This window comes from Caulobacter radicis, from assembly GCF_003094615.1.
In the GTDB taxonomy this organism is placed as follows: Bacteria; Pseudomonadota; Alphaproteobacteria; order Caulobacterales; family Caulobacteraceae; genus Caulobacter; species Caulobacter radicis.
In genome coordinates, this window is record NZ_QDKO01000009.1 from 91,451 (window position 1) to 115,785 (window position 24,335).

A 24,335-nucleotide genomic window follows, 5' to 3' on the forward strand; every position below is an offset into this window, starting at 1 on the left:
GTCCGGAAGCTGCCGGGGTCGCTAGTAGGCGAGTGATGTTTGGCAGTCTTGCAGCACACGTGGTTGAGCTCGTTCTCGGCTTGGTGTTGAAGAGCAGGCTGGCTAGGTGCTCTCCTCCCCTGCTTCCCCAACACGCAAATCCCAACCACCGATATCCCGCCCGCCGCGCACTTTCCCGTTCACCTGAGCCGTAAGCGCGCCTATTGCTGCCCCTCCTACGCGTTTCCCGGGGGCTTCATGTTCGACACCCAATTCCGTCGCCGCGCCGTGGCGCTGGCTTCGACCGCCGTGCTGGCGGCCATGGTCTGTGGCGCGGGCGTCGCCACCGCCAGCGAGGCCTATCGGACGCCGCCGGCGCCGATCGCCCAGATCCTCGACGCCGCGCCGACGCCGGGCGTCAGCCTGAGCCCCGAGCGCAAGACGCTGGCGCTGCTGGGCCGCGAGAACCTGCCGCCGATCCGGGCCGTGGCCGATCCGATCCTGCGGCTGGGCGGCTACCGCATCAATCCGCGCACCAACGGCCCGATCGAGGCCCGCACCACCTGGATGAACAGCCTGGCCTTCGAGGACGTGAAGACCGGCGCGGTGCGCGAGGTCGTTTTGCCCAAGGGCGCGCGCTTCATCGAGACCCGCTGGTCGACGAACGGCCAGAGCCTGGCCTTCGTGATGGAGGCGCCCAGCGGCCTGGAGTTGTGGGTCGCCGACCTGAAGACCGCGACGGCGCGCAAGCTGACCGGCCCGGTGCTGAACGCGGCCTTCGGCGGCAGCTACGACTGGCTGCCCGACGACAGCGGCTTCCTGGTGCGCCAGATCCCGGCGGGCCGCGGCGCGGCCCCGGCCGAGCCGCCGGCGCCCGAGGGCCCGATCGTCCAGCAGTCGGCGGGCCGCACCGCCGCGATCCGCACCTATCAGGACCTGCTGGGCAACGCCCATGACGAGGCGCTGTTCGACCACTACTTCACCAGCCAGCTGACCCGCGTGGCCCTGGCCGACGGCGCGGCGACCCCCGTGGGTGCGCCGGGCGTGATCAACGGCTTCTCGGTCTCGCCCGACGGCCGCTACCTGCTGGTGACGCGCCTCAAGCGCCCCTACAGCTACCTAGTGCCGGCCGGCCGCTTCCCCACCGAGATCCAGATCGTCGACGCCGAGGGCGGCAAGCCGGTCAAGACCCTGGTCGACCGCCCGCTGGCCGACAACCTGTCGTCGGCCTTCGACGCGGTGGTGGCCGGCCCGCGCAGCCCGCAATGGCGCAGCGACGCGCCCGCGACCCTGGTCTGGGCCGAGGCCCAGGACGGCGGCGATCCCAAGAAGAAGGTCGAGATCCATGACCGCGTGCTGATGCAGGCCGCGCCGTTCGAGGCCGCGCCGACCACGCTGGTCGACCTGGACCTGCGCTATGCCGGGATCAGCTGGGGCCGCGACGACTTCGCCGTGGTCACCGGCCGCTGGTTCGACAACCGCAAGGAAAAGCGCCTGGCCATCGATCCGTCCAAGCCCGGCGCCACGCGCCTGCTGGTCGAGCGCAACTACCAGGACCGCTACAACGACCCGGGCAGCCTCCTGAGCCGCCGCAACGCCAAGGGCGAGGCGGTCCTGCACTTCACGCCCGACGGCAAGGGCGTGTTCGTGTCCGGCGACGGCGCGAGCGCCAAGGGCGAGTTCCCGTTCGTGGGCGTGATGAACCTGGCCGACGGCAAGACCGCGCGCCTGTGGCAGGCCAAGGCCCCGTACTACGAGGCGCCGGTGGCCCTGGCCGACGAGGCCGGCAAGACGCTGATCACCCGCCGCGAGAGCAAGGACGAGGTTCCCAACTACTTCGTCAAACCCCTCAAGGGCGGCAACGGCAAGGCGCTGACCAAGTTCGTCGACCGCGCCCCGCAGTTCGCTGGCGTCACCAAAGAGACCATCACCTACAGCCGTCCCGACGGGGTGAAGCTGTCGGGCGACCTCTACCTGCCGGCCGGCTACGACAAGGCCAAGGACGGTCCGCTGCCGATGCTGATGTGGGCCTATCCCGAAGAGTTCACCGACGCCTCGGTGGCCGGCCAGACGGTGGACGCGGGCAACCGCTTCACCCGTCCGGGCGGCGCCAGCCACCTGTTCCTGCTGACCCAGGGCTATGCGGTGCTGGACGGCCCGGGCATGCCGATCATCGGCAAGGACGGCGCCGAGCCCAACGACAGCTATGTCGAGCAGCTGACCGCCGACGCCAAGGCCGCCGTCGACGCGGTGGTGGCCCTGGGCGTGGCCGACCGCGACCGCATCGCCGTGGGCGGCCACAGCTACGGCGCGTTCATGACCGCCAACCTCCTGGCCCACAGCGACCTGTTCCGGGCCGGCATCGCGCGGTCGGGCGCCTACAACCGCACCCTGACGCCGTTCGGCTTCCAGTCGGAGCAGCGCACCTACTGGCAGGCCACCGACACCTATACGAAGATGAGCCCCTTCACCTATGTGAAGCAGGTCAACGAGCCGATCCTGCTGATCCACGGCGAGGCGGACGACAACTCCGGCACCTTCCCGGTCCAGAGCGAGCGCTTCTACGCCGCGCTGAAGGGGGCGGGGGCCACCGTGCGCTACACCGTGCTGCCCTACGAGGCCCACGGCTATCGCGCCCGGGAGTCGGTGATGCACACCCTGTGGGAGATGACCGACTGGATGGACCGCTACGTCAAGAACGCCCCGCCGCGCCCGGAAGCCCCGACGACGGCCGCCCCGGCCGCCGTCGCTCCGGCCGCGAAGTAAGGACCCGCCGCCGGTGATCCGTTTCGAAGCCGTCTCAAAGACCTACGCCGCCGCGCGCGGGGCGACCGGTCATGCGGCCCTGCGCGAGGCCTCGCTCGAGGTCGCGCAAGGGCAGGTGTTCGGGGTCATCGGCGCCTCGGGGGCGGGCAAGTCCACCCTGATCCGCCTGATCAACGGCCTGGAGCTGCCCACCGGCGGCAAGGTGATCGTCGACGGCGACGACGTGGCGGCGCTGGACGTCGCGGGCCTTCGGGCCCTGCGCCGCCGCGTCGGCATGATCTTCCAGCACTTCAACCTGCTGTCGTCCAAGACCGTCGAGCAGAACGTCGCCTTCCCGCTGAAGCTGGCCGGGCGCGGCCCTGCCGAGATCAAGGCGCGGACGGCCGAGCTGCTGGCGCGGGTGGGCCTGTCCGACCACGCCGCCAAGTATCCGGCCCAGCTGTCGGGCGGCCAGAAGCAGCGGGTCGGCATCGCCCGGGCCCTGGCCACGGCGCCCAAGGTCCTGCTGTGCGACGAGGCCACCAGCGCGCTCGATCCGGAGACCACCGAGCAGATCCTGGCCCTGATCTCCGACCTCAACCGCGAGCTTGGCCTCACCATCGTGCTGATCACCCACGAGATGGACGTGGTGCGCCGCGTCTGCGACCGGGTGGCGGTGCTGGAGGGCGGCCGCGTGGTCGAGCAGGGGCCGGTGGAAGAGGTGTTCCTGCACCCGGCCAGCGACACGGCCCGCCGCTTCGTCGGCGAGGTCGAGGAGACATCCGAGACCGCCTTGCCGGCCGGCGTGCTGGTGCGCCTGACCTTCAAGGGCGAGGCCACCTACAAGCCGGTGCTGGGGGCCGTGGCCCGCGAGACCGGCGTCGACTACTCGATCCTGGGCGGGCGCATCCACAAGCTGCGCGACGCGCCGTATGGCCAGCTGACCCTGGCGCTCACCGGCGGCGACGTCGAGGCCGCCATCGCCCGCTTCGAGGCCGCCGACGTGCGGGTGGATCGCCTGGAGGGCCGCCGATGAGCCTGTTTTCCAACATCGACTGGACCGACATCGGCCTGGCCACGATCGACACCCTGACCATGCTCGGCGGCTCGATGACCCTGACCGTGATCCTGGGACTGCCGCTGGGCGTGATCCTGTTCCTGACCGGCAAGGGCCAGATGCTGGAGAACAAGGCCGCGCACGCGGGCCTGGGCCTGCTGGTCAACATCCTGCGCTCGGTGCCGTTCGTGATCCTGCTGATCGTGATGATCCCGCTGACGGTGCTGCTGGTCGGCACCTCGCTGGGCGTGGCCGGCGCCATCCCGCCGCTGGTGGTGGGCGCCGCGCCCTTCTACGCCCGTCTGGTCGAGACCGCCCTGCGCGAGGTCGACAAGGGCGTGGTCGAGGCCAGCTTCGCCCTGGGGGCCACGCGCCGCCAGGTGGTGCTGGGCGCGCTGCTGCCCGAAGCCATGCCCGGCATCATCGCCGGCGCGACGGTGACGGCCATCGCGCTGGTCTCCTACACCGCCATGGCCGGCGTGGTCGGGGCCGGCGGGCTGGGGGATCTCGCCATCCGCTTCGGCTACCAGCGCTTCCAGACCGACGTCATGGTGGTCACCGTCGTGCTGCTGCTCGTCCTGGTGCAGGCGTTGCAGATGGTCGGCGACACGGTGGTGCGGAAGGTCTCGCACCGGTAGGGGCTTTCTCCAGTTTCCAGCCGTCATCCCGGCCGAAGCGCGTTCCGCGCCTGCGCCCGAGATGACGGCGTGGGTTGTTGCGGGAGAAAATCGGGCGGCCTAAGAACCCGTCCATGACCGACGAAATTCTTTCCGCCCCGCCGCCCGAGCACTGGGACCAGGCGCTGGCCGACACCCTGCCGGGCCGCATCATTCTGGTGGGCCTGACCTTCCTCGACGCCGACGGCGAGATCGAGGACGTCGAGCAGTTCCATGGCGTCATCCTCTCGGCCGATCCGGAAGAGGGAATCCTCGTCGATCTGCTGACGAAGGAGGAGGATGGCGACACCTACCTGCTGCCGCCCCAGACCTCGAGCATCAGGCCTGCCCAGCCGGGGACCTACACCCTGGCCAACGGCGAGGTGCTGGAGAACCCCGACTTCGTGTCGAACTGGACGATCCAGGGGCCCGAGGATCCGGCCAACGACGACTGAGGCCCGGTCAGGTTCCCAGGCAGCGCCGCACGGCCAGCTCGATCAGGCGGCGCCGTTCCAGCATCGTGCCGACGGCGTCCCGGGCCCCTTCCACGGCGACATCGCCCACCATGGAGTCGTGGCAGACCAGCGCGCGCTGCGCCACGCCCTCGGTCGTCAAGGTGCAGACCCCGCCATAGATCGTGCCGGGGTAGTGGGTGGTGGTGCTGGTCGGCATGGAAAAGCCGGCGTCGCAGTCGGTGACCTTGGTGGTCAGCTTGTTGAACTTCAGGCCGCTCTGCAGCTTCCGGTTCACCTCGTCCAGCGTCGCGCCGTCGGCCCAGTCGAGCGGATAGTCGTATTCGCCGATGCGCACCGACTGCAGGTCCCTGGCGATGCGTATGGGACCTTCCAGGGCCTGGGCGGCGTTGGTCGTCGCCAGCGCGAGAAGGACGGCGAGGGCGCAAAGGGCGGGCGTCTTCATCGGCGGCGCTCATGGCTGCATGGGTTCCGTGCGCAACCTATAGTCAAGCTGTCGCCACGCCAACCACGCCGCCCTCTTGGCCGCCTCAGGAAAACTGATTCCGTGCGAGCGGCGTTTGTGCGCAATACCCTCCCGGAATTATCGACTTATCGGAGCCGTTCATGGTCGCCCGCCGCGCCGCACTCGTCAGCCTCGCCGCCTTCGCCCTGCTGGCCGCCTGCAGCCGCCAGCCCGCGCCGTCGGCCGCCGACACCCTGGTGGTCGGCGCCACCGCCGTGCCGCACGCCGAGGTCCTGGAGTTCATCAAGCCGAAGCTGGCGGCCGAGGGGCTGAAGCTCGACGTCAAGGTGTTCAACGACTACGTCCAGCCCAATGTGCAGCTGGCCGAGAAGCGCCTGGACGCCAACTACTTCCAGACCGGCCCCTATCTCGACAACCAGAACGCCGACCGCGGCTGGGACCTGGTCAAGGTGGTCGGCGTGCACATCGAGCCGCTGGGCGCCTATTCCTCGAAGATCAAGGCCATCGCCGCGCTGCCGGCCGGCGCCACCGTGGCCATTCCCAACGAGCCCAGCAACGGCGGCCGCGCCCTGCTGCTGCTGAACAAGAATGGCCTGATCACGCTGAAGGACCCGTCCAACCCGGTCTCGACGCTGAAGGACATCACCGCCAACCCCAAGAACCTGAAGTTCAAGGAGCTGGAGTCGGCGACCCTGCCGCGCGTGCTGAACCAGGTCGACCTGGCGGTGATCAACACCAACTACGCGCTGGACGCCAAGCTCGACCCGTCCAAGGACGCCCTGCTGATCGAGGACAAGACCAGCCCCTATGTGAACTTCCTGGTCAGCCGCGCCGACAACGCGTCCGACCCGCGCGTGGCCAAGCTGGCCAAGGCCCTGACCTCGCCCGAGGTGAAGGCCTTCATCGAGCAGAAGTACCAGGGCGCGGTGGTGCCGGCGTTCTGATTTCCTCCCTTCGATCTCCTTCAGGTCGTCATCCCGGAAAGCCCGCAGGGCTTCTCCGGGAACCAGGGGACTGGGCGCGGCGGATGGTCCTCCACCCAAGCGGTCGCGAGCGTTTTGCGGCGGCCCTTCGTCCGGGATGACGGGCGTTGGGCATAAGGGGCGAACACCCACTCGACAACCTCTGATTGCTAAGCTCTAATCGGCCTCTCGCAGAGGGGCGCGATGGTCAGCGGCAAGTCCTTGAAGGTCTCGGAGGCCGCGCCGCCCGTGCTCCAGGCGGCGGAGCCGGCCAGGACCGGCAAGCCGAGCAAGGCCGCGCTGGTCGCCGCCCACCACTCCGGACATCGCGAGCGCCTGCGCGAGCGGGCCAGGGCCGGCGGCCTGGCGGCTCTGCCCGACTACGAATTGCTCGAACTCTATCTCTTCCGCAGCCTGCCGCGCGGCGACGTCAAACCCCTCGCCAAGGCGTTGCTGGGCCGGTTCGGCTCGTTCGCCGGCGTGCTGGGCGCCACCGTCGAGGAGCTGAAGACCGTGCCCGGCGTCGGCGAGACGGCGGCGGTAGACCTGAAGATCCTGCACGAGGCGACCCTGCGGGCCGGGCGCGAAGGCATCACCAAGCGGCCGGTGATCTCGTCCTGGACGGCGCTCCTGGGCTATGTGCGCGTGGCCCTGGCCAACGAGTCCCGCGAGCAGTTCCGCGTGCTGTTCCTCGACAAGAAGAACCAGCTGATCGCCGACGAGGTGATGAACCACGGCACGGTCGATCACGCGCCGGTCTATCCGCGCGAGGTGATGCGCCGGGCGCTGGAGCTTTCCAGCTCCAACCTGATCCTTCTGCACAATCACCCCAGCGGGGATCCGACCCCCTCGCGCCCGGACATCGAGATGACCAAGCAGATCATCTCGGCCGGAAAGGCGCTGAGCATCGCTGTTCACGACCACCTGGTGGTCGGCCGCGACGGCGTGGCCAGCTTCAAGGCGCTGGGGCTGATCTGACGTGCTGCGCGTCCTGCTCGTCATCGTCGGGGTTTTGCTGGCGCCGCCGGCCGTCTTCTTCGGAGGCGTGGCGCTGGGCGTGCTGGAACACGGCTACGGCTGGTCGGAGATGGACTGGAACAGCGACGGCTGGACCAGCTTCGGCGAGGTCATGGACGCGGCCGATATCGGCAAGCGCGGGGCGGTGGTCTGTCAGCGGATCTGCACCGAGTACTTCGCCTACAAGGACGGCCTGCCGGTCCGCACCGACTGCCCGCCGCCCTAGCAGTCAGGGCCGATCGCGCGAAGAAAATCTAATGTCCTTGACGAGGGGCGCGGCATTGCGGAGCTTGGCGGCATCAGCTGTTCCGGAGTGTTCCATGCGTCGCCTGCTGTCAGTCCTCCTCGGCTCGGCCGCCCTCTTGGGCGCCGCCGCCCACGCCGCCGAGGCGCCGGTCTCCAAGACCGACAAGGCCTTGCACGAGCGCATCCTGACGCTGGACACCCACCTCGACACGCCCGAGCACTTCGCCCGGCCCGGCTGGAGCATGGTCGACCGCCACAGCGTGCCGCAGGACTTCAGCCAGGTCGACCTGCCGCGCATGAACGACGGCGGCCTCGATGGCGGCTTCTTCGTGATCTACACCGGCCAGGGCGACCTGACCGCCGAAGGCTATCGCAAGGCCCGCGACTTCGCCCTGACCCGCGCGACCGAGATCCGCGAGATGGTGGCGGCCCATAGCGACAAGTTCGAGCTGGCCTATACGCCCGAGGATGCGATCCGCATCAGCAAGGCGGGTAAGAAGTTCGCCTTCCAGAGCATCGAGAACAGCTGGCCCTTGGGCGAGGACCTGACCCTGCTTCAGACCTTCTACGGCGCGGGCGTGCGGATGGCGGGTCCCGTTCACTTCCGCAACAACCAGTTCGCCGACAGCTCGACCGACCCCAAGGGCAAGATCTGGAACGGCTTCTCGCCGCTCGGTCTGCGCTGGCTGGCCGAGGCCAACCGCCTGGGCGTCCTGATCGACGTCAGCCACGCCTCCGACGATGTCGTCGACCAGGCCGTGGCCCTGTCGAAGGTCCCTGTCATCGCCTCGCACTCGGGCGCCCGGGCGGTGTTCGACCATCCGCGCAATCTCGACGACGCGCGGATCCGCAAGATCGCCGAAAGCGGCGGCGCGATCTGCATCAACTCGGTCTATCTGCGCGCCTCGACCACCAGTCCCGAGCGCAAGGCGGCGCTGGAGGCCCTGGGCCGGGGACCTGGCGACGACGCCACCCAGGCCGACTTCGTGGCCTACGCCAGGAAGCGCGCCGAGCTCGACAAGAAGTTCCCGCCGGTCCGCGCCAACTTCGACACCTTCATGGACAGCATGAACCACGTGCTGAAGATCGGCGGCGCCAAGGCTGTCTGCGTCGGCGCCGACTGGGACGGCGGCGGCGGCGTCGAGGGCCTGGAAGACGTGGCCGACCTGCCCAAGATCACCGCCCGCCTGAAGGCGGCCGGCTATTCGGACGCCGACGTCGAGGCGATCTGGAGCGGCAACGTGCTGCGCCTCCTGGGCCAGGCGCAGGCGTATGCGAAGGGGGCGAAGTAGATCCCAATAGATCCTCCCCCTCTGGGGGAGGTGGCCCAAAGGGCCGGAGGGGGGACGTTTTCAGCTTTCGAGTTGGTTGGAAGTCATCACCGACTTCCCCCTCCGTCGCTCCGCGACACCTCCCCCTTCAGGGGGAGGATCTTGTCGCTCGCCAAACCCGCCACCCCAGCAGCACCGCCAGGATGCCCGCATAGACCAGCGGCGGGCGGTGGTCGGCCTTCACCAACAGGTAGTAGTGGGCCACGCCCAGCGGCACGATCACGTAGATCAGCCAGTGCAGCCGGCTCCAGGCCGCCCGGCCCATGCGGATCACCCAGCCGTTGGTCGAGGTCACCGCCAGCGGGACCAGCAGCGTGAACGCCGCCATCCCCAGGGTGATGAACGGCCGCTTGAGGATGTCCTTCCACAGCTGCTGGAAGTCGAAGAACAGGTCGACGCCGATGTAGCTGAAGAGGTGCAGCGACACGTAGGCGAAGGCGAACAGGCCGATGGTCCGCCTAAAGCGCACCAGGCGCGGTCTCTTCAGGATCACGGCGGCGGGGGTGATCGCCAGCCCCACCAGCAGCAGCCGCAGGCCCCAGACGCCCAGCTGCCGCACCAGGGTCTCGATCGGATTGACGCCCAGGTCGCCGGTGAAGGCGCGGAAGGCCAGCCACGCCAGCGGCGCGGCGCAGGCCAGCCAGACGGCGGCGTAGACGAGGTTGTCACGGGTCTTGGAGGGGCGTTTCTTTTGAGCCCTTCCCCCTTGATGGGGGAAGGGTTGGGATGGGGGTGGCGACGGCGGCGCAGTCTTCTCGACGGCGGACGATCTATCGCCGGCCAGCGCCGCATCACCCCCAACCCCGGCCCTTCCCCCATCAAGGGAGAAGGGGGCTTTTTCCGCGTCCTGCATCAATAGAACTTCTTCAGGTCCATGCCCCGGTACATGTCCGCCACCCACTCGCCATAGCCGTTGAAGGCCAGGGTGTCGCGTCGCCGGAACTCGCCGATGCGGCGCTCGGTGGCCTGCGACCAGCGGGGGTGGTCCACGGCCGGATTGACGTTGGAATAGAAGCCGTACTCGCGGGGCGCCGAGAGGTTCCAGGCGGTCGGCGGCTGGCGGTCGGTCAGGCTGATCCGGGTGATCGACTTGATGCTCTTGAAGCCGTACTTCCACGGCACGACCAGACGCAGCGGCGCGCCGTTCTGGTTGGGCAGGGTCTCGCCGTAGAGCCCGACCGCGATCAGTGTCAGCGGGTGGACGGCCTCGTCGATGCGCAGGCCCTCGCGATAGGGCCATTGCAGCACGTCCCAGCGCTGGCCGGTCATTTCCGAGGGCCGCATCAGGGTCTCGAAGGCGACGAACTTGGCCTTGGAGGTCGGCTTGACCGCCGCGATCAGGTCCTTCAGCGGGAAGCCGACCCAGGGGATCACCATCGACCAGCCCTCGACGCAGCGCAGGCGATAGATGCGTTCCTCCAGCTTGTTGGCCTTGATCAGGGCGTCGATGTCGAAGGTCTTGGGCGCCTCGCAGGCGCCGTCGACGCGGACGGTCCAGGGACGGGTCTTCAGCTTGCCGGCGTTCTCGGCGGGATCGCCCTTGTCGACGCCGAATTCGTAGAAGTTGTTGTAGCTGGTGACGTCGTCCTTCGGCGTCGGCTTTTCGGTGGTCGAAAAGCCCTTGGTGAAGGCCAGCGGCGCGGCGCCGGCCATGCCGCCCAGACCGGCGAGACCCAGGCCCGCGACGCCGGTGATGAACTCGCGCCGGCGCAGATAGAGCCCCCGGTCGGTGACGTCGTTGTCGGTCAGGTCGGGGCGGTGGCGGATCAGCACGGGCGTGTCTCCGGTTTCAGTGTCGAAGATACGGAGCCGGACGCGGTTTGGTTATGTCCCGCCGTCGTTTTTTCTACGCGGCCGCTCGGGGCGATCCTCGCGGGGCTTCTGGCGCGGGGCGTAGACCCGGCGCAGGCCCTCGCCCAGCACCTTGCGCTCCTCGGGCGGCAGGCTCTCGGCGAAGGCGACGAGGCGGCCGTCGACCTTGGCGCGGACGCCGCTTTCCAGCGCCCGGGCGGCGGCTATGCGGCGCTCGGCCTGCGCGCGGTCGAAGCGGCCGTCGGCCATGGCCTCGACCACGGCGCGGCGCTCGGCGCGGGCGGCCTGGGCGTCGGCGCGGTTCTCGAGCGCGGCCTCGCGCAGGCTGCGGCGCAGGGCGCGGCGCTGGTCGGGCGGCAGGTCGCGGCCGGCGGTCCACAGCGGCGGACGCTGGGCCAGGGCGGCGGCGGCCGGGGCCTCGCGGCGGGCCTCCTGGCGCATCCAGGCCGCGCCGGCGATGCCGCCGACCAGGAACAGGTTCAGCGCGCCGGAGACCACAAGGGCGACGATCAGGGAACGGTTGGCGCTCATAGGTCGGTCGCCTCATCCAGGAGCTCGGGCAGGGCCTCGGCCGTCGTGTCGGGTTCGGCGGGCTCATAGGCGGCCGCCAGGATGGCGTCGGCCCGGCGGTCCAGCCGCTCGCCCGCGCCCGAGGCGACGCCGACGGCGACCCCCGCCACGGTGGCGGCGGCCAGGCCCAGGCCCGCGGCCAGCCCCGCCCACCAGGCGCCGGTCGATCGGCGCGGCCTGGGCGCGGCCTCCAGCAGCCGGCCCAGCAGCGCGGCGTCGGCGCTCTGGGCCGGGGCCAGGTCGAGCAGGCGGTCCAGATCGGCCTCGGCGGCCAGCACCGCGCCCAGGCCGTGCGGATCAGAGGCGAGCGCGGCGCGGGCGGCCTCGCGCAGGTCCTGCGGCCAGCGGCCGATGTCGCCGCCATGGGCGGTCGCCAGTTCGGCGAAGCGGTCGGGGGTCATGGCCGCGCGCCCTCCCTCATGATCATCTCACCGCCTCCATCAGGTCGGCCAGGGCCGCGCGCAGGGTGCGCCGCCCACGGCCCAGCAGGCTTTCCAGCGTCTCGACCGACACCCCCAGCAGGGCGGCGGCCTCCTTGTTGCCCATGCCCTGGTGGTGGCACAGTACGATCGCCTCGCGCTGGCGTTCGGGCAGGGCGGCCAGGGCCGCCTCGATACGGCCACCGATCTGGACGCCCAGCAGCGCGCCCTCGCCGGTGGGGCCCGCGTCGATCATCTCCGGCGGCTGCGCCATCGCCGTCTCCCGCCGTCGCCGCAGCCGGTCGCGGCACAGGTTCAGCGCCACGCGGTGCAGCCAGGTGTCGAAGCGGGCCTGGCCGGGGCGCCACGAGGGCGCCTGCTTCCAGGCCCGCAGGAAGGTTTCCTGGGCCACGTCCTGGGCCTCGTCCGGATCGGCGAGAAGCCGGCGGGCCAAGGCGAGGATGCGCGGCAGGCGGGCGTCCAGCAGCCGTCGCACGGCGGCCTGTTCGCCCCGTCCAACGCCTTCCACCAACGCCAGGTCGGGGTCTTCCCCCTCGCTCGCCAAGCCTCACCTCGTCACGCCAAGCCCATGCCGGCCGTCACATCGCGGCCTTGGCCTTGCCGGCGCTGGCCTGTCGTTCGGCCGAGGTGAGCACGCCGTCGCCGTCGGCGTCCATCCGCTTGAAGCGCTTGGCCGCCATGGCCTCCAGCTCGGCGCGCGACAGGAAGCCGTCCTTGTCGGCGTCGAGCCGGCCCCACAGGCGCTCGCCACGGCCGGCCTTCGCGCCCTGGGTTTGGGCGCCGTCCGCCTTCTTCTGACGCATGGCTTCGAACTCAGTCTTGGAGAGCTTGCCGTCCTTGTTCGCGTCCAGCCTGGCCAGCATCTGGCCCGCGCGCTGGCTCTGGAAGGCGGCCTCAGTTGCGCCGGCCGGCTTGGTCTGGGCCTGGGCCGAGGCGGCGCAGGCGGCGATCGCGGTCGCGGCGACCAGGGTGGTGAACGTCTTCATCGAATGCTCCGGGTAGATCCCTCGGGAGCTTCAACGGGGCAGGGCGGGGTTTCCGTCGTTGTGGTCGAGATCCTCCCCCTGAAGGGGGAGGTGTCGGCGAAGCCGACGGAGGGGGAAGTGGGCGGACTGTCGGCGCAGCGAAAGCTGAAAACGGCCCCCCTCCGGCCCTTCGGGCCACCTCCCCCAGAGGGGGAGGATCTTGAGCAGCGGCAGCTGCCGCCGTCTCTCCCCCTACCTCACCACATCCTCGAACGCCTTGCGGGCTTCGGCCTTGGCCTTGACCAGCTTGGCCTTCAGCGAGCGGAACTGGGTGACGTGGCCGGCGCGGGCCAGCAGGGCGCGGAAGGCCTTGGGTTCGCTTTCCGGGTCGTCGCCGTTCTCCAGCGCGACCTTGATCAGTTGTGACAGGTCCTGCTCCAGCCGCCAGGCCGACAGGGCCGCGGTCAGGGCCGCCTTGTCGGCAAGGCCCGCCTCGATCAGCGCCGACAGCGCCTCGCCGGTATTCTGGGCCAGCGGGCCCCCGTTCGGCCCATGGGCCAGTTGCAGGTACTGGGCGATGAACTCGATGTCGACGAGGCCGCCGGGATCGAGCTTCAGGTCCCACGGGCCCTTGCCGGGCCGCTCGCGCTCCATCAACTCGCGCATCTCCAGCACGTCGGCGGCGGTCCTGGCCACGTCGCGCGGTCGGCGCAGGGCGGCCTCGATGGCGCCTTCGGCCCGCGCCTTGAAGGCCGGCGAGCTGGCCCAGATCACCCGCGCGCGGGTCAGGGCCAGGAGCTCCCAGGTCTCGCACTCGCGCTCGTAATAGTCCTCGAAGGCGGTGAAGCTGACCGCCACCGGTCCCTTGCTGCCCGAGGGGCGCAGTTTCAGGTCCACCTCGTAGAGCGTGCCTTCGGCCGTCGGGGCCGACAGGGCCGAGGCCAGGCGCTGGGTGAAGCGGGCGTAGAAGACGTCGGCGCTCCAGCCCTTGATCTCCGAAACGACATCCCCCCGGGCCGCCGGCGCGTCGGCGGCGTAGAGCGTCATCAGGTCGAGATCGGACTTGGCGGTCATCTCGCGCGAGCCGGCCTTGCCCAGGGCGACCACGGCCACCTGGCCCGGGAAGGCGCCGCCAAGCCGCTCGACCTCGGCCAGGGCGGCGGGCGCCAGGCCGCCGACGATCAGGTCGCCGAGGTCGGCGAAGGCCCGGCCCACGTCGCGGGCGCCGGCCGTGCCGCTCATCACCCGCACGCCGATGCGGAAGGCCTGGTCGCGGAACAGGCGCCGGGCCGCGTCCATCGACGGCTCGAACTCGCTGGGATCCCACGGAACCTCCGAGGGCATCTCCATGGGGCCGAAGAAGGCGGGGTCGAGCAGGGCGTCCAGCGCCGTCGGCCGGCGGGCCAGGGTGGCGGCCAGGCGCGGGGCGAAGGCCATGACCTGCACCACCAGCTCGAACAGGCGCGGCTGGGCCAGGAACAGCGACTGGATCTGCACGCCCGAGCTCAGCGAGGCGAAGAAGTCGGCGAAGCGGTTGAAGGCCGCGTCCGGCGCGCCCGTCGCATTGGCGGCGTCCAGCAGGCGCGGGGCAAGGCGCGTGAAGAGCTCGCGGCCGCGCTCGGTGCGGGTGGCGGCGATGTGGCCGTGGTGCCAGCCGCGGATGGTGGCGGCCACCCGCTCCGGCGACGAGAAGCCCATGCGCTTGAGCGTGGCCAGGGTCTCCGGATCGTCCTCGACGCCGGTGAAGACCAGGCTGCCGAACCGCGACGACAGCTCCTCCTCGCCCTTGAACAGGGCGCCGTAGCGCTGGTTGACGCCCTTCAGCATCTTGCCGACGGCGGCGTCGAAGCTGCGCAGATTGCCGTGGTTCCACAGGGCGGCGACCTTCTTCCGGTCGGCGTCGGACTCCGGCAGCTTGTGGGTCTGGTCGTCGGCGATCATCTGGGCCCGGTGCTCGAGGGCCCGCAGGTCGTGATAGGCGGCGGTCAGGTATTCGCAGTCCTCCGGCGTCACGTGGCCCGCGTCGCGCAGGGCGGCGAGCGCATCGAGGGTGCGCGGGCTGCGCAGGTCCGGATGGCGGCCGCCCAGGATCAGCTGCTGGGTCTGGACGAAGAACTCGATCTCGCGGATGCCGCCGCGGCCCAGCTTCAGGTCCGCGCCCTTGGCCTCCAGCCGCTCGTCCACCTTGTAGGCGTGGATCTGGCGCTTGATCGAATGGATGTCGGCGATGGCGGCGAAGTCGAGATTGCGCCGCCAGATGAAGGGCTGCAGTTCGTGCAGGAAGGCCTCGCCGCGGGCGATGTCGCCGGCCGCGATGCGGGCCTTGATGTGGGCGGCCCGTTCCCAGTTCTGGCCGACGCTTTCGTAGTAGTCCAAGGCCGCGTCGATCGGCATGGCCGGCGGGGTCGAGCTGGGATCGGGGCGCAGGCGCAGGTCGATGCGGAAGACGTAGCCGTCGGCGGTGCGCTCGGCCAGCATCCGGCCCAGGTGCTGGGTCAGGCGAACGGCCACGCCCTGCGGCTCGGTCCCCTCCGTCACCGGCAGCACCTCGGGCGCGTAGAAGATCGAAAAGTCGATGTCGCTGGAATAGTTCAGCTCGTAGGCGCCGTGCTTGCCCATGGCGATGCAGAACAGGCCCGGGATCGGACCGTCCGCGCCATCCCCCACGCCGGTCAGGGCGCCGCGCGCCACTTCCACCCGGGCGGCCTGGGCCAGGGCCGCGTGCAGGCTGGCGTCGGCGAAGCGGGTCAGGGCGCCGGTGACCGCGTCGAGGTCCCAGACGCCGCCCAGGTCGCACAGGGCGGTCAGCAGGTGCAGGTCGGCCTTCAGGTCTCGGAGCGTCCTGCGGGCGGTCTCGAAGTCGGGCTCGGCGGCGACGGCCAGGGCGGCCGCCAGGATCTGCGCCAGGCGAGCCTGCGGCTCGCTGTCCAGGATGCTGGTCAGGCGCACGCCGTCGCGCCGGGCCAGGCCCGCCAGGTAGGGGCTGGCGGCGAACACCGGGGCCAGGGCCGGCCAGGCGGAATCGACGAGGCTCATACGTTCGCCGGCCCGCTTGGCGATCATCTCGTGGGCGCGCTCGGCGGCCTTGGGATCGACGATCGGACCGCACGGCGCGAGACGGGGAGCGAGCAGAAGAGTCATGGCGCGCACTCTTAACCGACTGCCCGCGTCCGCCAAGCATCGCTTGACGGCTTCATTTACGGGCGTAATCATCCAGGTCAGTAGAGCAGCGGACAGCCATGAGCATCACCCACGCCGAAAGCCACGTCATGGAAGCGCTCTGGAGCCAGAGCCCCCTGACCGTCGAGGAGATCCTGGAGGCCGTCGCCGGCCCGCAAGGGTGGGGCGAGGCCACGGTCAAGACGCTGATCAACCGCCTGCTCAAGCGCAAGGCCATCGAGTCGCGCCGCATCGACGGCCGCGTCCGCTACGTGCCGATCGTCAGTCGCGCCGAATACCTGCAGACCGAGAGCCAGGGCCTGCTGGACCGCCTGTTCGAAGGCCGCCTGACGCCGCTGGTCGCCCATTTCGCCAAGCACCGCTCGCTGTCGCCCGACGAGGTCAAGCAGCTGAAGCAGCTGATCGCGGAGCTGGACGATGCTGATTGAGCTGCTGGCCATAACCCTGCTGCGGGCGCAGCTGGCCGCCGCCGTCGGCGTGCTGGTCGTCCTGGCCCTGCGCGTGCCGGTGCGCCGCCTGGTCGGCTCGGAAGCGGCCTATAAGCTGTGGCGCCTGGCGCCGGCGGCGGCCCTGGCCAGCGTCTTCCCCAGCCTGTCGGACGCCCTGGGCGCGGGCGCGGCGCAACAGCCGCCCGAGCGCCTGCTGGCGGTGGGCTTCCTGGTCGTCTGGCTGGTCGGCGTCGTCGGCCTGGCCGGCTTCATCGCCCTGGCCGAGCGCGCCTTCCGCAAGCGGGCCCGCGCCGGCCTGGAGGGCCCGGCGGTCATGGGCGTGTTCTGCCCGCGCCTGGTCATCCCGCGCGACTTCGCCCAGCGCTTCGACGCCGCCGAGCGTGAGCTGGTCCTGGCCCACGAGCGCGCGCACATGCGGCGCGGCGACCCTCGGGGCAACCTGATCATCACCGCCTGCCAGGCCCTGGGCTGGCTGAATCCGATCGTCCACCTGGGGGCGTTCGTCGCCCGCCTGGACCAGGAGATCGCCTGCGACGGCGATGTCGTCGCCCTGCATCCCAAGGCCCGCAAGCGCTACGCCGAGACCCTGATGAAGGCCCACGCCTTCACCGCCGCCTCGCCGCTGGCCTGCGCCTTCGGCCGCCACCCGCTGGTGTCGCGCGTGCGGGTCATCGCCGGGCCGGGTCCGGTCTCGAACGAAGGCCTGACCGCCGCCGTCACCCTGGGCGCGCTGACCGTGATGATCGTCATGGGCGTCTGGACCCTGGCCCCGCGCGGCCCCGCCCCGCCCTCGACCCGCATCCCCGGCGCCAGCGCCCGCCTGTTCGTCGACGGCGTCACCCCGCCGCCGCTGAAGCGGGGCGTGGAGGCGCGGTAAGCTCGGTGCGTCCTTCGAGGCTCGCCTTTCGGCTCGCACCTCAGGATGAGGACGCTATTGCACTGAGATCCTCATCCTGAGGCGCCCGCGCAGCGGGCCTCGAAGGACGCAGGGCGTATCCGCTTGAACTTAAAAACTACACGTGTAATCTTTCCCTCGATCAAAGGGGGAAGATCACCATGTCGTTCGTCCTGCCGGTTCCCGACGCCCATGTCGGCCGCAAGCGCGGCGTCGCTGTCGCCTGGCGCATCCTCGGCCTCGTCATGGTCGCCTCGATGCTGGCGGCCCTGGCCTACGGGATCTTCGACTTCATCCGGTTCGAGCGGGCCATGGGGCCGCTGCCGCCGGCGGAAGGCGCGGCGCTGGAGCCGGCCCGCCGCCAGGCCGCCCAGCGCTGGGCCGTGGTGCAGCCGGCCCTCGTCGCTCGCCTCAAGCAGTCGCGCGAGCTGGAGCTGGGCGGGGTGTGGATGATGCGCACGGGCCGGGTCTGCGGGGTGGTCAACGGCAAGACCAGCTTCGGCGGCTTCACCGGCATGACCCGGTTCTACACCGACGGCGACACGCCTGTTTTTCCCTATGACGACAAGGGTCGCTTCCGCGAGACCTGGCATCAGTGCGACCGCGACCGCTGGGCGGTGATCCGCCAGGGCTCGGACGAGACCGGCTTCTGCGCCACGAAGTTTGGCCAGACCCGCTGCCGGGTGGTGCGCCGCCAGGCGACGACGATGCCGAGGTAGCCCCAAAAGAAAACCCGCGCCGCCCTGGAAGGAGAGCGACGCGGGCTGCCTAGGCGCCGGGGGGAGGTAGGATCGCGCCTAGAAGTTGTAGCGGAGGCCGACCAGGAACTGGCGGCCGCTGTGGGTGTAGACGTTCAGCCGGTTGCTATCGCCGACGTACTGGTCGTTGAACTCGTCGGTCAGGTTCACGCCCTCGATCGAGAGCTTGAGGTTGTCGCGGATGTTCCAGCTGGCCTGCATGTCGACGTTCAGGGTCTCGTTGGTGCCCTGGACGGTGTTGCCGTCGCTGCCGGGCACCTGGGTCAGGTAGCCGTCGCGATAGGCCAGCGAGCCGCGCACGCTCCACTTGGGGGTCTCGTAGTAGAGCGTCAGGTTGGCGGCGTTCTTCGACAGGCCCACCAGGGTGGCGTTCACCGTCGGCGCGCCCGGCGTCGTCGAGGTCAGGTACTCGATCTTGGAGTCGACATAGGTGTAGTTGGCCACCACGCCGAAGTTGCTCCAGAAGCCCGGCAGGAAGGTGAAGGGCTGCTGGACGTTGATCTCGAAGCCCTTCAGGTCGCCGCCGTCGCTGTTGACCGGCTGGGTGACCTGGAACACCTGGTCGGTGGTCGCGCCGGTGCCGGTCAGCAGCGAGTCCGGCAGGCCCAGGGTGTTGTAGACGGCCTCGCGGCGCAGGGTGGCCACGAAGGTGTCGATGCGCTTGTAGAAGACGCCCAGCGCGATCATCGCGCCCTTCTCGCGGTACCATTCCAGCGAGAAGTCGAGGTTGTCTGACTTCGTCGGCGTCAGGTACGGGTTGCCCGAGCTGTAGGTGCGGTTGGCGCCTTGCACGGCCACGTCGCCGCCAGGCGACAGCGATCCGATGCCCGGACGGGCGATGGTCTGGGCGGCGCTGACGCGGGCCACGACGGTGTCGGAAAGGTCGGCGGCGAGGTTGAACGAGGGCAGGGTCAGGTTGTAGTCGCGGGCGACGTCGACCCGCTGGATGGCGCCGGCGACGGCGGCGTAGCCGGCCGACTCCTGCTTGGTATGGACGCGGCGCACGCCGGCGTCGCCGCGGAAGGGCAGGCCGAAGGCGTCGAACTTGAACTCGGCCTGGACGTAGGCGCCGTAGTCCTGCTCCTCGACCGCGCCGTACTGGCCGCGGGCGCTGGAGTTGTTGGTGTCGGTCAGGGCGTAGATGCCGCTGTTGCTGTAGATGCCCAAGAGGGCGGCGTACTTGTCGATGTCGGGGATCAGCCAGGAGGTGAAGTTGCCCTCCGGCAGGTCCATGCCGCTGCCAAAGCCCTTGAACACCTTCGACACCGAGGCCAATTGGGCCGGGGTCAGGGTCTGGACGACGGTTTCGCTGGTCCGGTACTGGCCATAGCTGTCGTATTCGAACTTTCGCCAGTCCAGGCCCGCCTTGAGGCGCAGTTTGTCGTTCAGGTCCCACTCGCCATAGACCTTGGCGGTCGAGAACTGGTTCTCGACGAACTGCGGGCGGATGCGCACCTCGGAGGTGCCGTTGGTCGAGGACCAGTTGGCCGGATCGGTCGGGTCGAAGCCCAGCAGGATCTGCGGCGCGCGGCCCTTGCGGAAGTCGTACTGGTAGTTCTGGCTATTGGCCCGGTCGAAGGTGACGATGGTCGAGATCGGCTGGGTGAAGGTCGAGTCCGAATAGCCGGCCAGCATGCCCACCCGCAGGCTGCCGCTGAAGTCGTGGGTGCCCGACAGGGTGAACTGCTTGAACTCGGTGTTCAGCTCGTCATAGGCCGCCTGGGTGCGCAGGTCGACATTGTCCATCCGGGCATAGACCAGGTTGCCGTTCTCGACGACGCCGTCGCGGATGATGGTCTGCGGCTTGCCGGTGTTGGCGCGCGACAGGCCGATGGCCTGCAGCTGGGCTTCCTTGCGGGTGCCGGCCAGGTAGGCGTAGAGGGCGTCCAGCGTGACCTGGGTGTCGGAATTGGGCTTGTATTGCAGCGAGCCGGCGATCCCCAGGCGCTTGGACTCGATGTCGTAGCTGACATAGCCCGGGATGCGCGGGGCGAAGATGTTGGCGCTGTTGATCTGGGCGACGGTGTAGCCGGGCACGGTCGAGGCGCTGTTGAAGCCGCCGTTGCTGGCGCCGGTGGCCCAGCGGGTGATGTTGGCGCCTTCCTCCTTCAGGTGGCGCTCTTCGTAGGCCACCGACAGCAGGGCGCCGACCTTGCCGTCGAAGAACACGTTGCTGGCCAGCACCGAGACGCGCGGCGTCGTCTTTTCCGACAGGTCGTTGTAGCTGGCGCCGGCCGACAGCACGAGCTGGGGCTTGCCGCTGTCGAAGGCCTTGGCGGTGGTCAGGTCGACCGTGGCGCCCAGCGAGCCTTCCTCGACGTCGGCCGAGGCGGTCTTGCGCACGGCGATGCTGTTGAAGAGGTCCGAGGCGAAGACGTTGAAGTCGAAGCCGCGGCCGCGGTTGGTGCCGCCGCTGTTGGCGGTGCCGCCGGTGGTGGAGATGGCCTCCATGCCGTTGATGCGGACGCGGGTGTATTCCGAGCCCAGGCCGCGAACGGTGATCTGGCGGCCTTCGCCGTTGATCCGCGAGATCGACACGCCCGGGATGCGCTGCAGCGATTCCGCCAGGTTCAGGTCGGGGAACTGGGCGATGTCCTCGGCCTTGATGGCGTCGACCACGCCGCTTTCGTTGCGCTTGAGGTTGATGGCGCTCTGCAGGCTGGCGCGGAAGCCGGTGACGACGATGGCCTCGACCTCGTCGGATGCGGGCTCGGCCGCCGGCGGCTGGGCCTCCTGGGCCATGGCGGCGCCGGCGGCGAGAATGGTGAAGGCCGAAGCGCTGGCGCCGAGCACGGCGCGCAGGCGCGGATTCCTGTTGGACGTCATCTGTCCCTCCCGATGCCCGTCTGCGCGGGCCGCTTTTGGAAGCCGGCCGAGCCTGCTTCTTCGTTGCCTGAACCATAGGGACGGGTTCGATCAGAGGGCCAATCCCAATCGGGTATGGACCTATGCGCGATGTGCACCGATCCACAGGTTTCCGCTGCGGCGCCTGCCGTCTCGCGCGCGGGCGATCCTTTGACAGCCTTGGGTTTCGATGCGTACCGCGGTTCGATCCATGTCGCCCGTGGATCGGTCCATAGGCGATTTGACTTAGACCTGGGCCCCGACGCCCCTTAGCGTCCTCCCAAAGCGCCGACGACAGAGCGGCGCCCCAGGGAGAGCGTCCATGACCGACACCACCAGGCGTACCCGCGTGCGCTGGCTGATCATCGCGACGCTCTTCATCATCACGACGATCAACTACGCCGACCGCGCGACCTTCTCGATCGCCGGCCAGTCGGCGTCGAAGGAGCTGGGCCTGGATCCGGTGGCCATGGGCTACATCATGTCGGCCTTCGCCTGGGCCTATGTGCTGGGCCAGATCCCCGGCGGCGCGCTGCTCGACCGCTTCGGCTCCAAGAAGATCTACACCGCCGCCCTGGTGTTGTGGTCCAGCTTCACCCTGCTGCAGGGCTTCTCGGGCGTGTTCACGGGCCTGGCCGCCGCGGTGGCCCTGTTCTTCATGCGCTTCCTGGTGGGCCTGGCCGAGGCGCCGTCGTTCCCGGCCAACGCCCGCATCGTGGCCGCCTGGTTCCCGGGCTCGGAGCGCGGCACGGCCTCGGCGATCTTCAACTCGGCCCAGTACTTCTCGCTGGTCGCCTTCGCGCCGCTGATGGGCTGGCTGGCCCATGACTTCGGCTGGCGCTCGGTGTTCTTCGTCATGGGCGCGATCGGCATCGTCGCGGCGTTCTTCTTCGTCAAGCTGATCCACAGCCCGGTCGAGCACCCGAAGATCAGCAAGGCCGAGTTCGACTATATCGAGGCCGGCGGCGGGCTGGTGCGGATGGAGGACAAGACCGCCAATGCGGGCGCGGCCTTCACCTGGGCCAACGTCAAGCAGGTGCTGACCAGCCGCATGCTGCTGGGCGTCTATATCGGCCAGTACTGCATCAACGTGCTGACCTATTTCTTCGTCACCTGGTTCCCGATCTATCTGGTCAAGGCGCGGGGGCTGTCGATCCTGCAGGCTGGCTTCACCGCCGCCCTGCCGGCCCTGTGCGGCTTCGCCGGCGGCCTGCTGGGCGGGATGATCTCGGATCACCTGCTGAAGAAGACCGGCAATCTCGACATCGCCCGCAAGACGCCGCTGCTGCTGGGCATGATCCTGGCCACCTGCATCGTCATCTGCAACTACGTCGAGCAGGAGTGGCTGGTCATCGTGATCATGGCCGCGGCCTTCTTCGGCAAGGGGGTGGCGTCGCTGGGCTGGGCCGTGGTGTCGGACACCTCGCCCAAGGAGATGGCTGGGGTGACCGGCGGGGTCTTCAACACCTTCGGCAACACGGCCGGCATCGTGACCCCGATCGTCATCGGCTACATCGTGCAGGCCACCGGCTCGTTCGACGGGGCGTTGATCTTCGTCGGCGCCCACTGCCTGATCGCCGTGCTGGCCTATTTCCTGATCGTCGGGAAGATCCAGCGCCTGCAACTGAAGGCGGCCTGATGCTCTCTCGACGCCATGTCCTGGCCGGCGCCTCGGCCCTGGTTCTCGCCGGGATCGGCCGCGCGGCCAGCGCCGCGCCCGCCGCCCTTAGCGTGACCACGCCTATGGCCGCGCCCGAATGGGCCCTGCTGCAACGCGAACTGCTCAAGGCCAACGAGGCGGCCTGCGAGGCCTTCTTCGCCCGCTATTTCGACGAGCGCGGCTACCTCCTGGCCTTCGAGCGCTGGGGCGCCAACGACGGTCCCGACGACGCCATCGAGAACGTCAACGACTGGCCGACCCTGCACGCACTGGGCGCCGGCGACCGGGTGCTCGAGCTGGCCCAGAAAGCCTTCGAGGGCAATGTCCGCCAATATACGGCGGCCCGGACGAAGGACGTGCCGTTCGCCCGCGAGGGCATGTATTTCCGCGAATTCCCGGTGATGAGCGATTGGCAGCACCTGTCCGAGGGGCTGTCGGTGTTCAATCTGCTGGGGCTGTCGGCGCCCAACGATCCGCGCTTTCGCGAGCGGGCGAAACGGTTCTCCGGTTTCTACACCGGCGAGGATCCGACCACGCCGAACTATGACGCCAAGCTCAACATCATCCGCAGCATGATCACCGGCAGCCGGGGTCCGATGCTGCGCAAGGCCACGCCGCTGGACTGGGCCGGCGACCCCTTCGACGTGACCCACTTCTTCATGGAGCACGGCGAGCGCTCGTACGAAGAGACCCTGCGCCACTACGACGAATATGGCGACGTGGTCGGCGACAGCCCGCTGAACCTGCAGGCCACCAGCCTGGTAATGAACGCCTACATGCTGGACCACGAGGCCAGGTACCGCGACTGGATCCTGAAATACGTGGACGGCTGGATCGAGCGGGCGCGGGCCAATGGCGACGTGATCCCCAGCAAGGTCGGGCTCGACGGCCAGGTCCCCAAGGATCGGTGGTGGAGCGGAACCTACGGCTGGGGCTTCTCGCCGGTGGCGCCGCACACCGGCCAGCGCGAGGACCGCAACCGCGTGCCGCGCGCCGTGGTCGGCTTCATGAACGCCTACCTGCTGACCGGCGACGACAAGTATCTCGACGTCTGGCGCCGCCAGAACGACGTCATCAACGCCCAGAAGAAGGTCGAGGACGGCAAGGTCTCGACCCCGCGCATGTATGGGGCGAAGGGCTGGTACGCCTATGCGCCCGGCGAGTACCAGCTGAACGGGCTGGAGATCTGGTACCTGTCGATGAAGGGCTCCGACCGCGAGCGCGCGGCGACACATCCCTGGCTCGACTGGCTGGATGGAAAGGATCCCTCCTATCCCGCCAAGACCCTGCGCGGCGACCTGGAACGGGTGCGGGCCCGCGCCCAGGCCCAGCGAGACGATACGTCGACCCCCGACACCCGCCTGGCCGACGCCGCGCTCGACATCAATCCGGCCAGTGTCACCGCCCTGATCCAGCTGATGGAGGGCGGTATCCACATCGCCCGGCCGCCGTGGTCGAAATCCTCGCCCTCGCAGGGCGGCGCGCTGCACTACGCGCGCCTGCGCTACTTCGATCCTGAACGCCGCCGCGCCGGCGTTCCGCAGGACGTGGCGGCCCTGGTCGAGCGCCTGACCGACGACGAGACGGTGGTCAGCCTGGTCAATCTCAGCCCGGTGGCCCCGCGCACGGTCACCGTGCAGGGCGGCGCCTATGGCGAGCACCAGATCCAGAGCGCCGCGATCGGCGAGGGCGCGCCCCAGGCGGTCGACGCCTCGGCCTTCACCCTGCGCCTGGCGCCGGGCGCGGGCGCGCGCCTGACCCTGAAGATGCAGCGCCACGTCAACCAGCCGACGCTGAGCTTTCCCTGGGACAGGGTGGTCTGAGCCGGCG

General features: G+C 69.6%; 22 protein-coding genes. 13 read left to right on the forward strand and 9 right to left on the reverse strand.

The features are described from left to right. The first annotated feature begins 237 nt into the window (after positions 1-237). From DDF62_RS02895 to DDF62_RS02910, 4 genes are all read left to right on the forward strand, one after another. Positions 238-2,745, forward strand: a complete 2,508-nt coding sequence (locus tag DDF62_RS02895) for a S9 family peptidase (protein WP_116487720.1) — start codon at positions 238-240, stop codon at positions 2,743-2,745. Positions 2,746-2,758: 13 nt separating this feature from the next. Continuing rightward, the gene (locus DDF62_RS02900) at positions 2,759-3,760 is read left to right on the forward strand and encodes a methionine ABC transporter ATP-binding protein (RefSeq protein ID WP_116487721.1); all 1,002 of its coding nucleotides are present in this window, start codon (positions 2,759-2,761) and stop codon (positions 3,758-3,760) included. Then, positions 3,757-4,419 carry a methionine ABC transporter permease gene (locus DDF62_RS02905; protein ID WP_116487722.1) on the forward strand — a complete coding sequence of 221 codons (663 nt, stop codon included), beginning with the start codon at positions 3,757-3,759 and terminating at the stop codon, positions 4,417-4,419. The genes DDF62_RS02900 and DDF62_RS02905 overlap by 4 nt, the downstream gene beginning before the upstream one ends. A gap of 113 nt (positions 4,420-4,532) precedes the next feature. Further along, positions 4,533-4,892, forward strand: a complete 360-nt coding sequence (locus DDF62_RS02910) for a hypothetical protein (RefSeq protein ID WP_116487723.1) — start codon at positions 4,533-4,535, stop codon at positions 4,890-4,892. Between the two features lie 7 nt (positions 4,893-4,899). On the opposite strand, the gene DDF62_RS02915 is transcribed toward DDF62_RS02910, so the two are convergent. Beyond that, positions 4,900-5,355, reverse strand: coding sequence for a hypothetical protein (locus tag DDF62_RS02915; RefSeq protein ID WP_116487724.1), 456 nt, complete (start codon positions 5,353-5,355; stop codon positions 4,900-4,902). A gap of 161 nt (positions 5,356-5,516) precedes the next feature. On the opposite strand from DDF62_RS02915, the gene DDF62_RS02920 reads away from it, so the two are divergent. The 4 genes from DDF62_RS02920 to DDF62_RS02935 all read left to right on the forward strand — a co-directional run bounded on the left by DDF62_RS02920 (position 5,517) and on the right by DDF62_RS02935 (position 8,893). Further along, positions 5,517-6,320: a MetQ/NlpA family ABC transporter substrate-binding protein gene (locus DDF62_RS02920; RefSeq protein ID WP_116487725.1), complete on the forward strand. Its 804-nt coding sequence runs from the start codon at positions 5,517-5,519 to the stop codon at positions 6,318-6,320. A 222-nt stretch (positions 6,321-6,542) separates the two neighbouring features. Beyond that, positions 6,543-7,316, forward strand: a complete 774-nt coding sequence (radC, locus tag DDF62_RS02925) for a RadC family protein (protein ID WP_116487726.1) — start codon at positions 6,543-6,545, stop codon at positions 7,314-7,316. Between the two features lies 1 nt (position 7,317). Then, on the forward strand, positions 7,318-7,581 hold the full coding sequence (locus DDF62_RS02930) for a hypothetical protein (RefSeq protein ID WP_116487727.1): 264 nt from the start codon (positions 7,318-7,320) through the stop codon (positions 7,579-7,581). Between the two features lie 94 nt (positions 7,582-7,675). Further along, positions 7,676-8,893 carry a dipeptidase gene (locus tag DDF62_RS02935; protein ID WP_116487728.1) on the forward strand — a complete coding sequence of 406 codons (1,218 nt, stop codon included), beginning with the start codon at positions 7,676-7,678 and terminating at the stop codon, positions 8,891-8,893. A 127-nt stretch (positions 8,894-9,020) separates the two neighbouring features. Here DDF62_RS02935 and msrQ read toward each other — a convergent pair whose 3' ends face one another. The 7 genes from msrQ to DDF62_RS02970 form a co-directional block, all read right to left on the reverse strand. Further along, on the reverse strand, positions 9,021-9,785 hold the full coding sequence (gene msrQ, locus DDF62_RS02940; protein ID WP_116487729.1) for a protein-methionine-sulfoxide reductase heme-binding subunit MsrQ: 765 nt from the start codon (positions 9,783-9,785) through the stop codon (positions 9,021-9,023). Further along, the gene (gene msrP, locus DDF62_RS02945) at positions 9,785-10,735 is read right to left on the reverse strand and encodes a protein-methionine-sulfoxide reductase catalytic subunit MsrP (protein ID WP_116487730.1); all 951 of its coding nucleotides are present in this window, start codon (positions 10,733-10,735) and stop codon (positions 9,785-9,787) included. The genes msrQ and msrP overlap by 1 nt, the downstream gene beginning before the upstream one ends. Before the next feature lie 21 nt (positions 10,736-10,756). Further along, the gene (locus DDF62_RS02950; RefSeq protein WP_116487731.1) at positions 10,757-11,275 is read right to left on the reverse strand and encodes a periplasmic heavy metal sensor; all 519 of its coding nucleotides are present in this window, start codon (positions 11,273-11,275) and stop codon (positions 10,757-10,759) included. Then, on the reverse strand, positions 11,272-11,715 hold the full coding sequence (locus tag DDF62_RS02955) for a hypothetical protein (RefSeq protein WP_116487732.1): 444 nt from the start codon (positions 11,713-11,715) through the stop codon (positions 11,272-11,274). The genes DDF62_RS02950 and DDF62_RS02955 overlap by 4 nt, the downstream gene beginning before the upstream one ends. A 22-nt stretch (positions 11,716-11,737) precedes the next feature. After that, entirely contained in the window at positions 11,738-12,298 is a 561-nt protein-coding gene (locus DDF62_RS02960) for an RNA polymerase sigma factor (RefSeq protein ID WP_116487733.1), read from the reverse strand. A 34-nt stretch (positions 12,299-12,332) separates the two neighbouring features. Beyond that, a complete protein-coding gene (locus DDF62_RS02965) occupies positions 12,333-12,740 on the reverse strand; it encodes an EF-hand domain-containing protein (protein WP_116487734.1) in 408 nt (135 codons plus the stop codon). A 231-nt stretch (positions 12,741-12,971) separates the two neighbouring features. Continuing rightward, positions 12,972-15,860 (reverse strand): bifunctional [glutamine synthetase] adenylyltransferase/[glutamine synthetase]-adenylyl-L-tyrosine phosphorylase, encoded by a 2,889-nt coding sequence (locus DDF62_RS02970; RefSeq protein WP_244286686.1) that lies wholly within the window; start codon positions 15,858-15,860, stop codon positions 12,972-12,974. Between the two features lie 98 nt (positions 15,861-15,958). Between DDF62_RS02970 and DDF62_RS02975 the strand changes: the two genes are divergently transcribed. The 3 genes from DDF62_RS02975 (at position 15,959) to DDF62_RS25480 (ending at position 17,962) form a co-directional block, all read left to right on the forward strand. Further along, positions 15,959-16,327, forward strand: coding sequence for a BlaI/MecI/CopY family transcriptional regulator (locus tag DDF62_RS02975; RefSeq protein WP_058349304.1), 369 nt, complete (start codon positions 15,959-15,961; stop codon positions 16,325-16,327). Continuing rightward, entirely contained in the window at positions 16,317-17,225 is a 909-nt protein-coding gene (locus tag DDF62_RS02980) for a M56 family metallopeptidase (protein WP_116487736.1), read from the forward strand. Before DDF62_RS02975 ends, DDF62_RS02980 begins: the two co-directional genes overlap by 11 nt. A 179-nt stretch (positions 17,226-17,404) precedes the next feature. Beyond that, a complete protein-coding gene (locus tag DDF62_RS25480; RefSeq protein ID WP_165832155.1) occupies positions 17,405-17,962 on the forward strand; it encodes a hypothetical protein in 558 nt (185 codons plus the stop codon). A gap of 78 nt (positions 17,963-18,040) precedes the next feature. On the opposite strand, the gene DDF62_RS02990 is transcribed toward DDF62_RS25480, so the two are convergent. Continuing rightward, positions 18,041-20,827, reverse strand: coding sequence for a TonB-dependent receptor (locus DDF62_RS02990; RefSeq protein ID WP_116487737.1), 2,787 nt, complete (start codon positions 20,825-20,827; stop codon positions 18,041-18,043). A gap of 340 nt (positions 20,828-21,167) precedes the next feature. Here DDF62_RS02990 and DDF62_RS02995 point away from each other — a divergent pair, with 340 nt between their 5' ends. Beyond that, a complete protein-coding gene (locus DDF62_RS02995) occupies positions 21,168-22,484 on the forward strand; it encodes an MFS transporter (RefSeq protein WP_101718382.1) in 1,317 nt (438 codons plus the stop codon). After that, on the forward strand, positions 22,484-24,328 hold the full coding sequence (locus DDF62_RS03000; protein WP_116487738.1) for a DUF8034 domain-containing protein: 1,845 nt from the start codon (positions 22,484-22,486) through the stop codon (positions 24,326-24,328). The genes DDF62_RS02995 and DDF62_RS03000 overlap by 1 nt, the downstream gene beginning before the upstream one ends. The last annotated feature ends 7 nt before the right edge of the window (positions 24,329-24,335 follow it).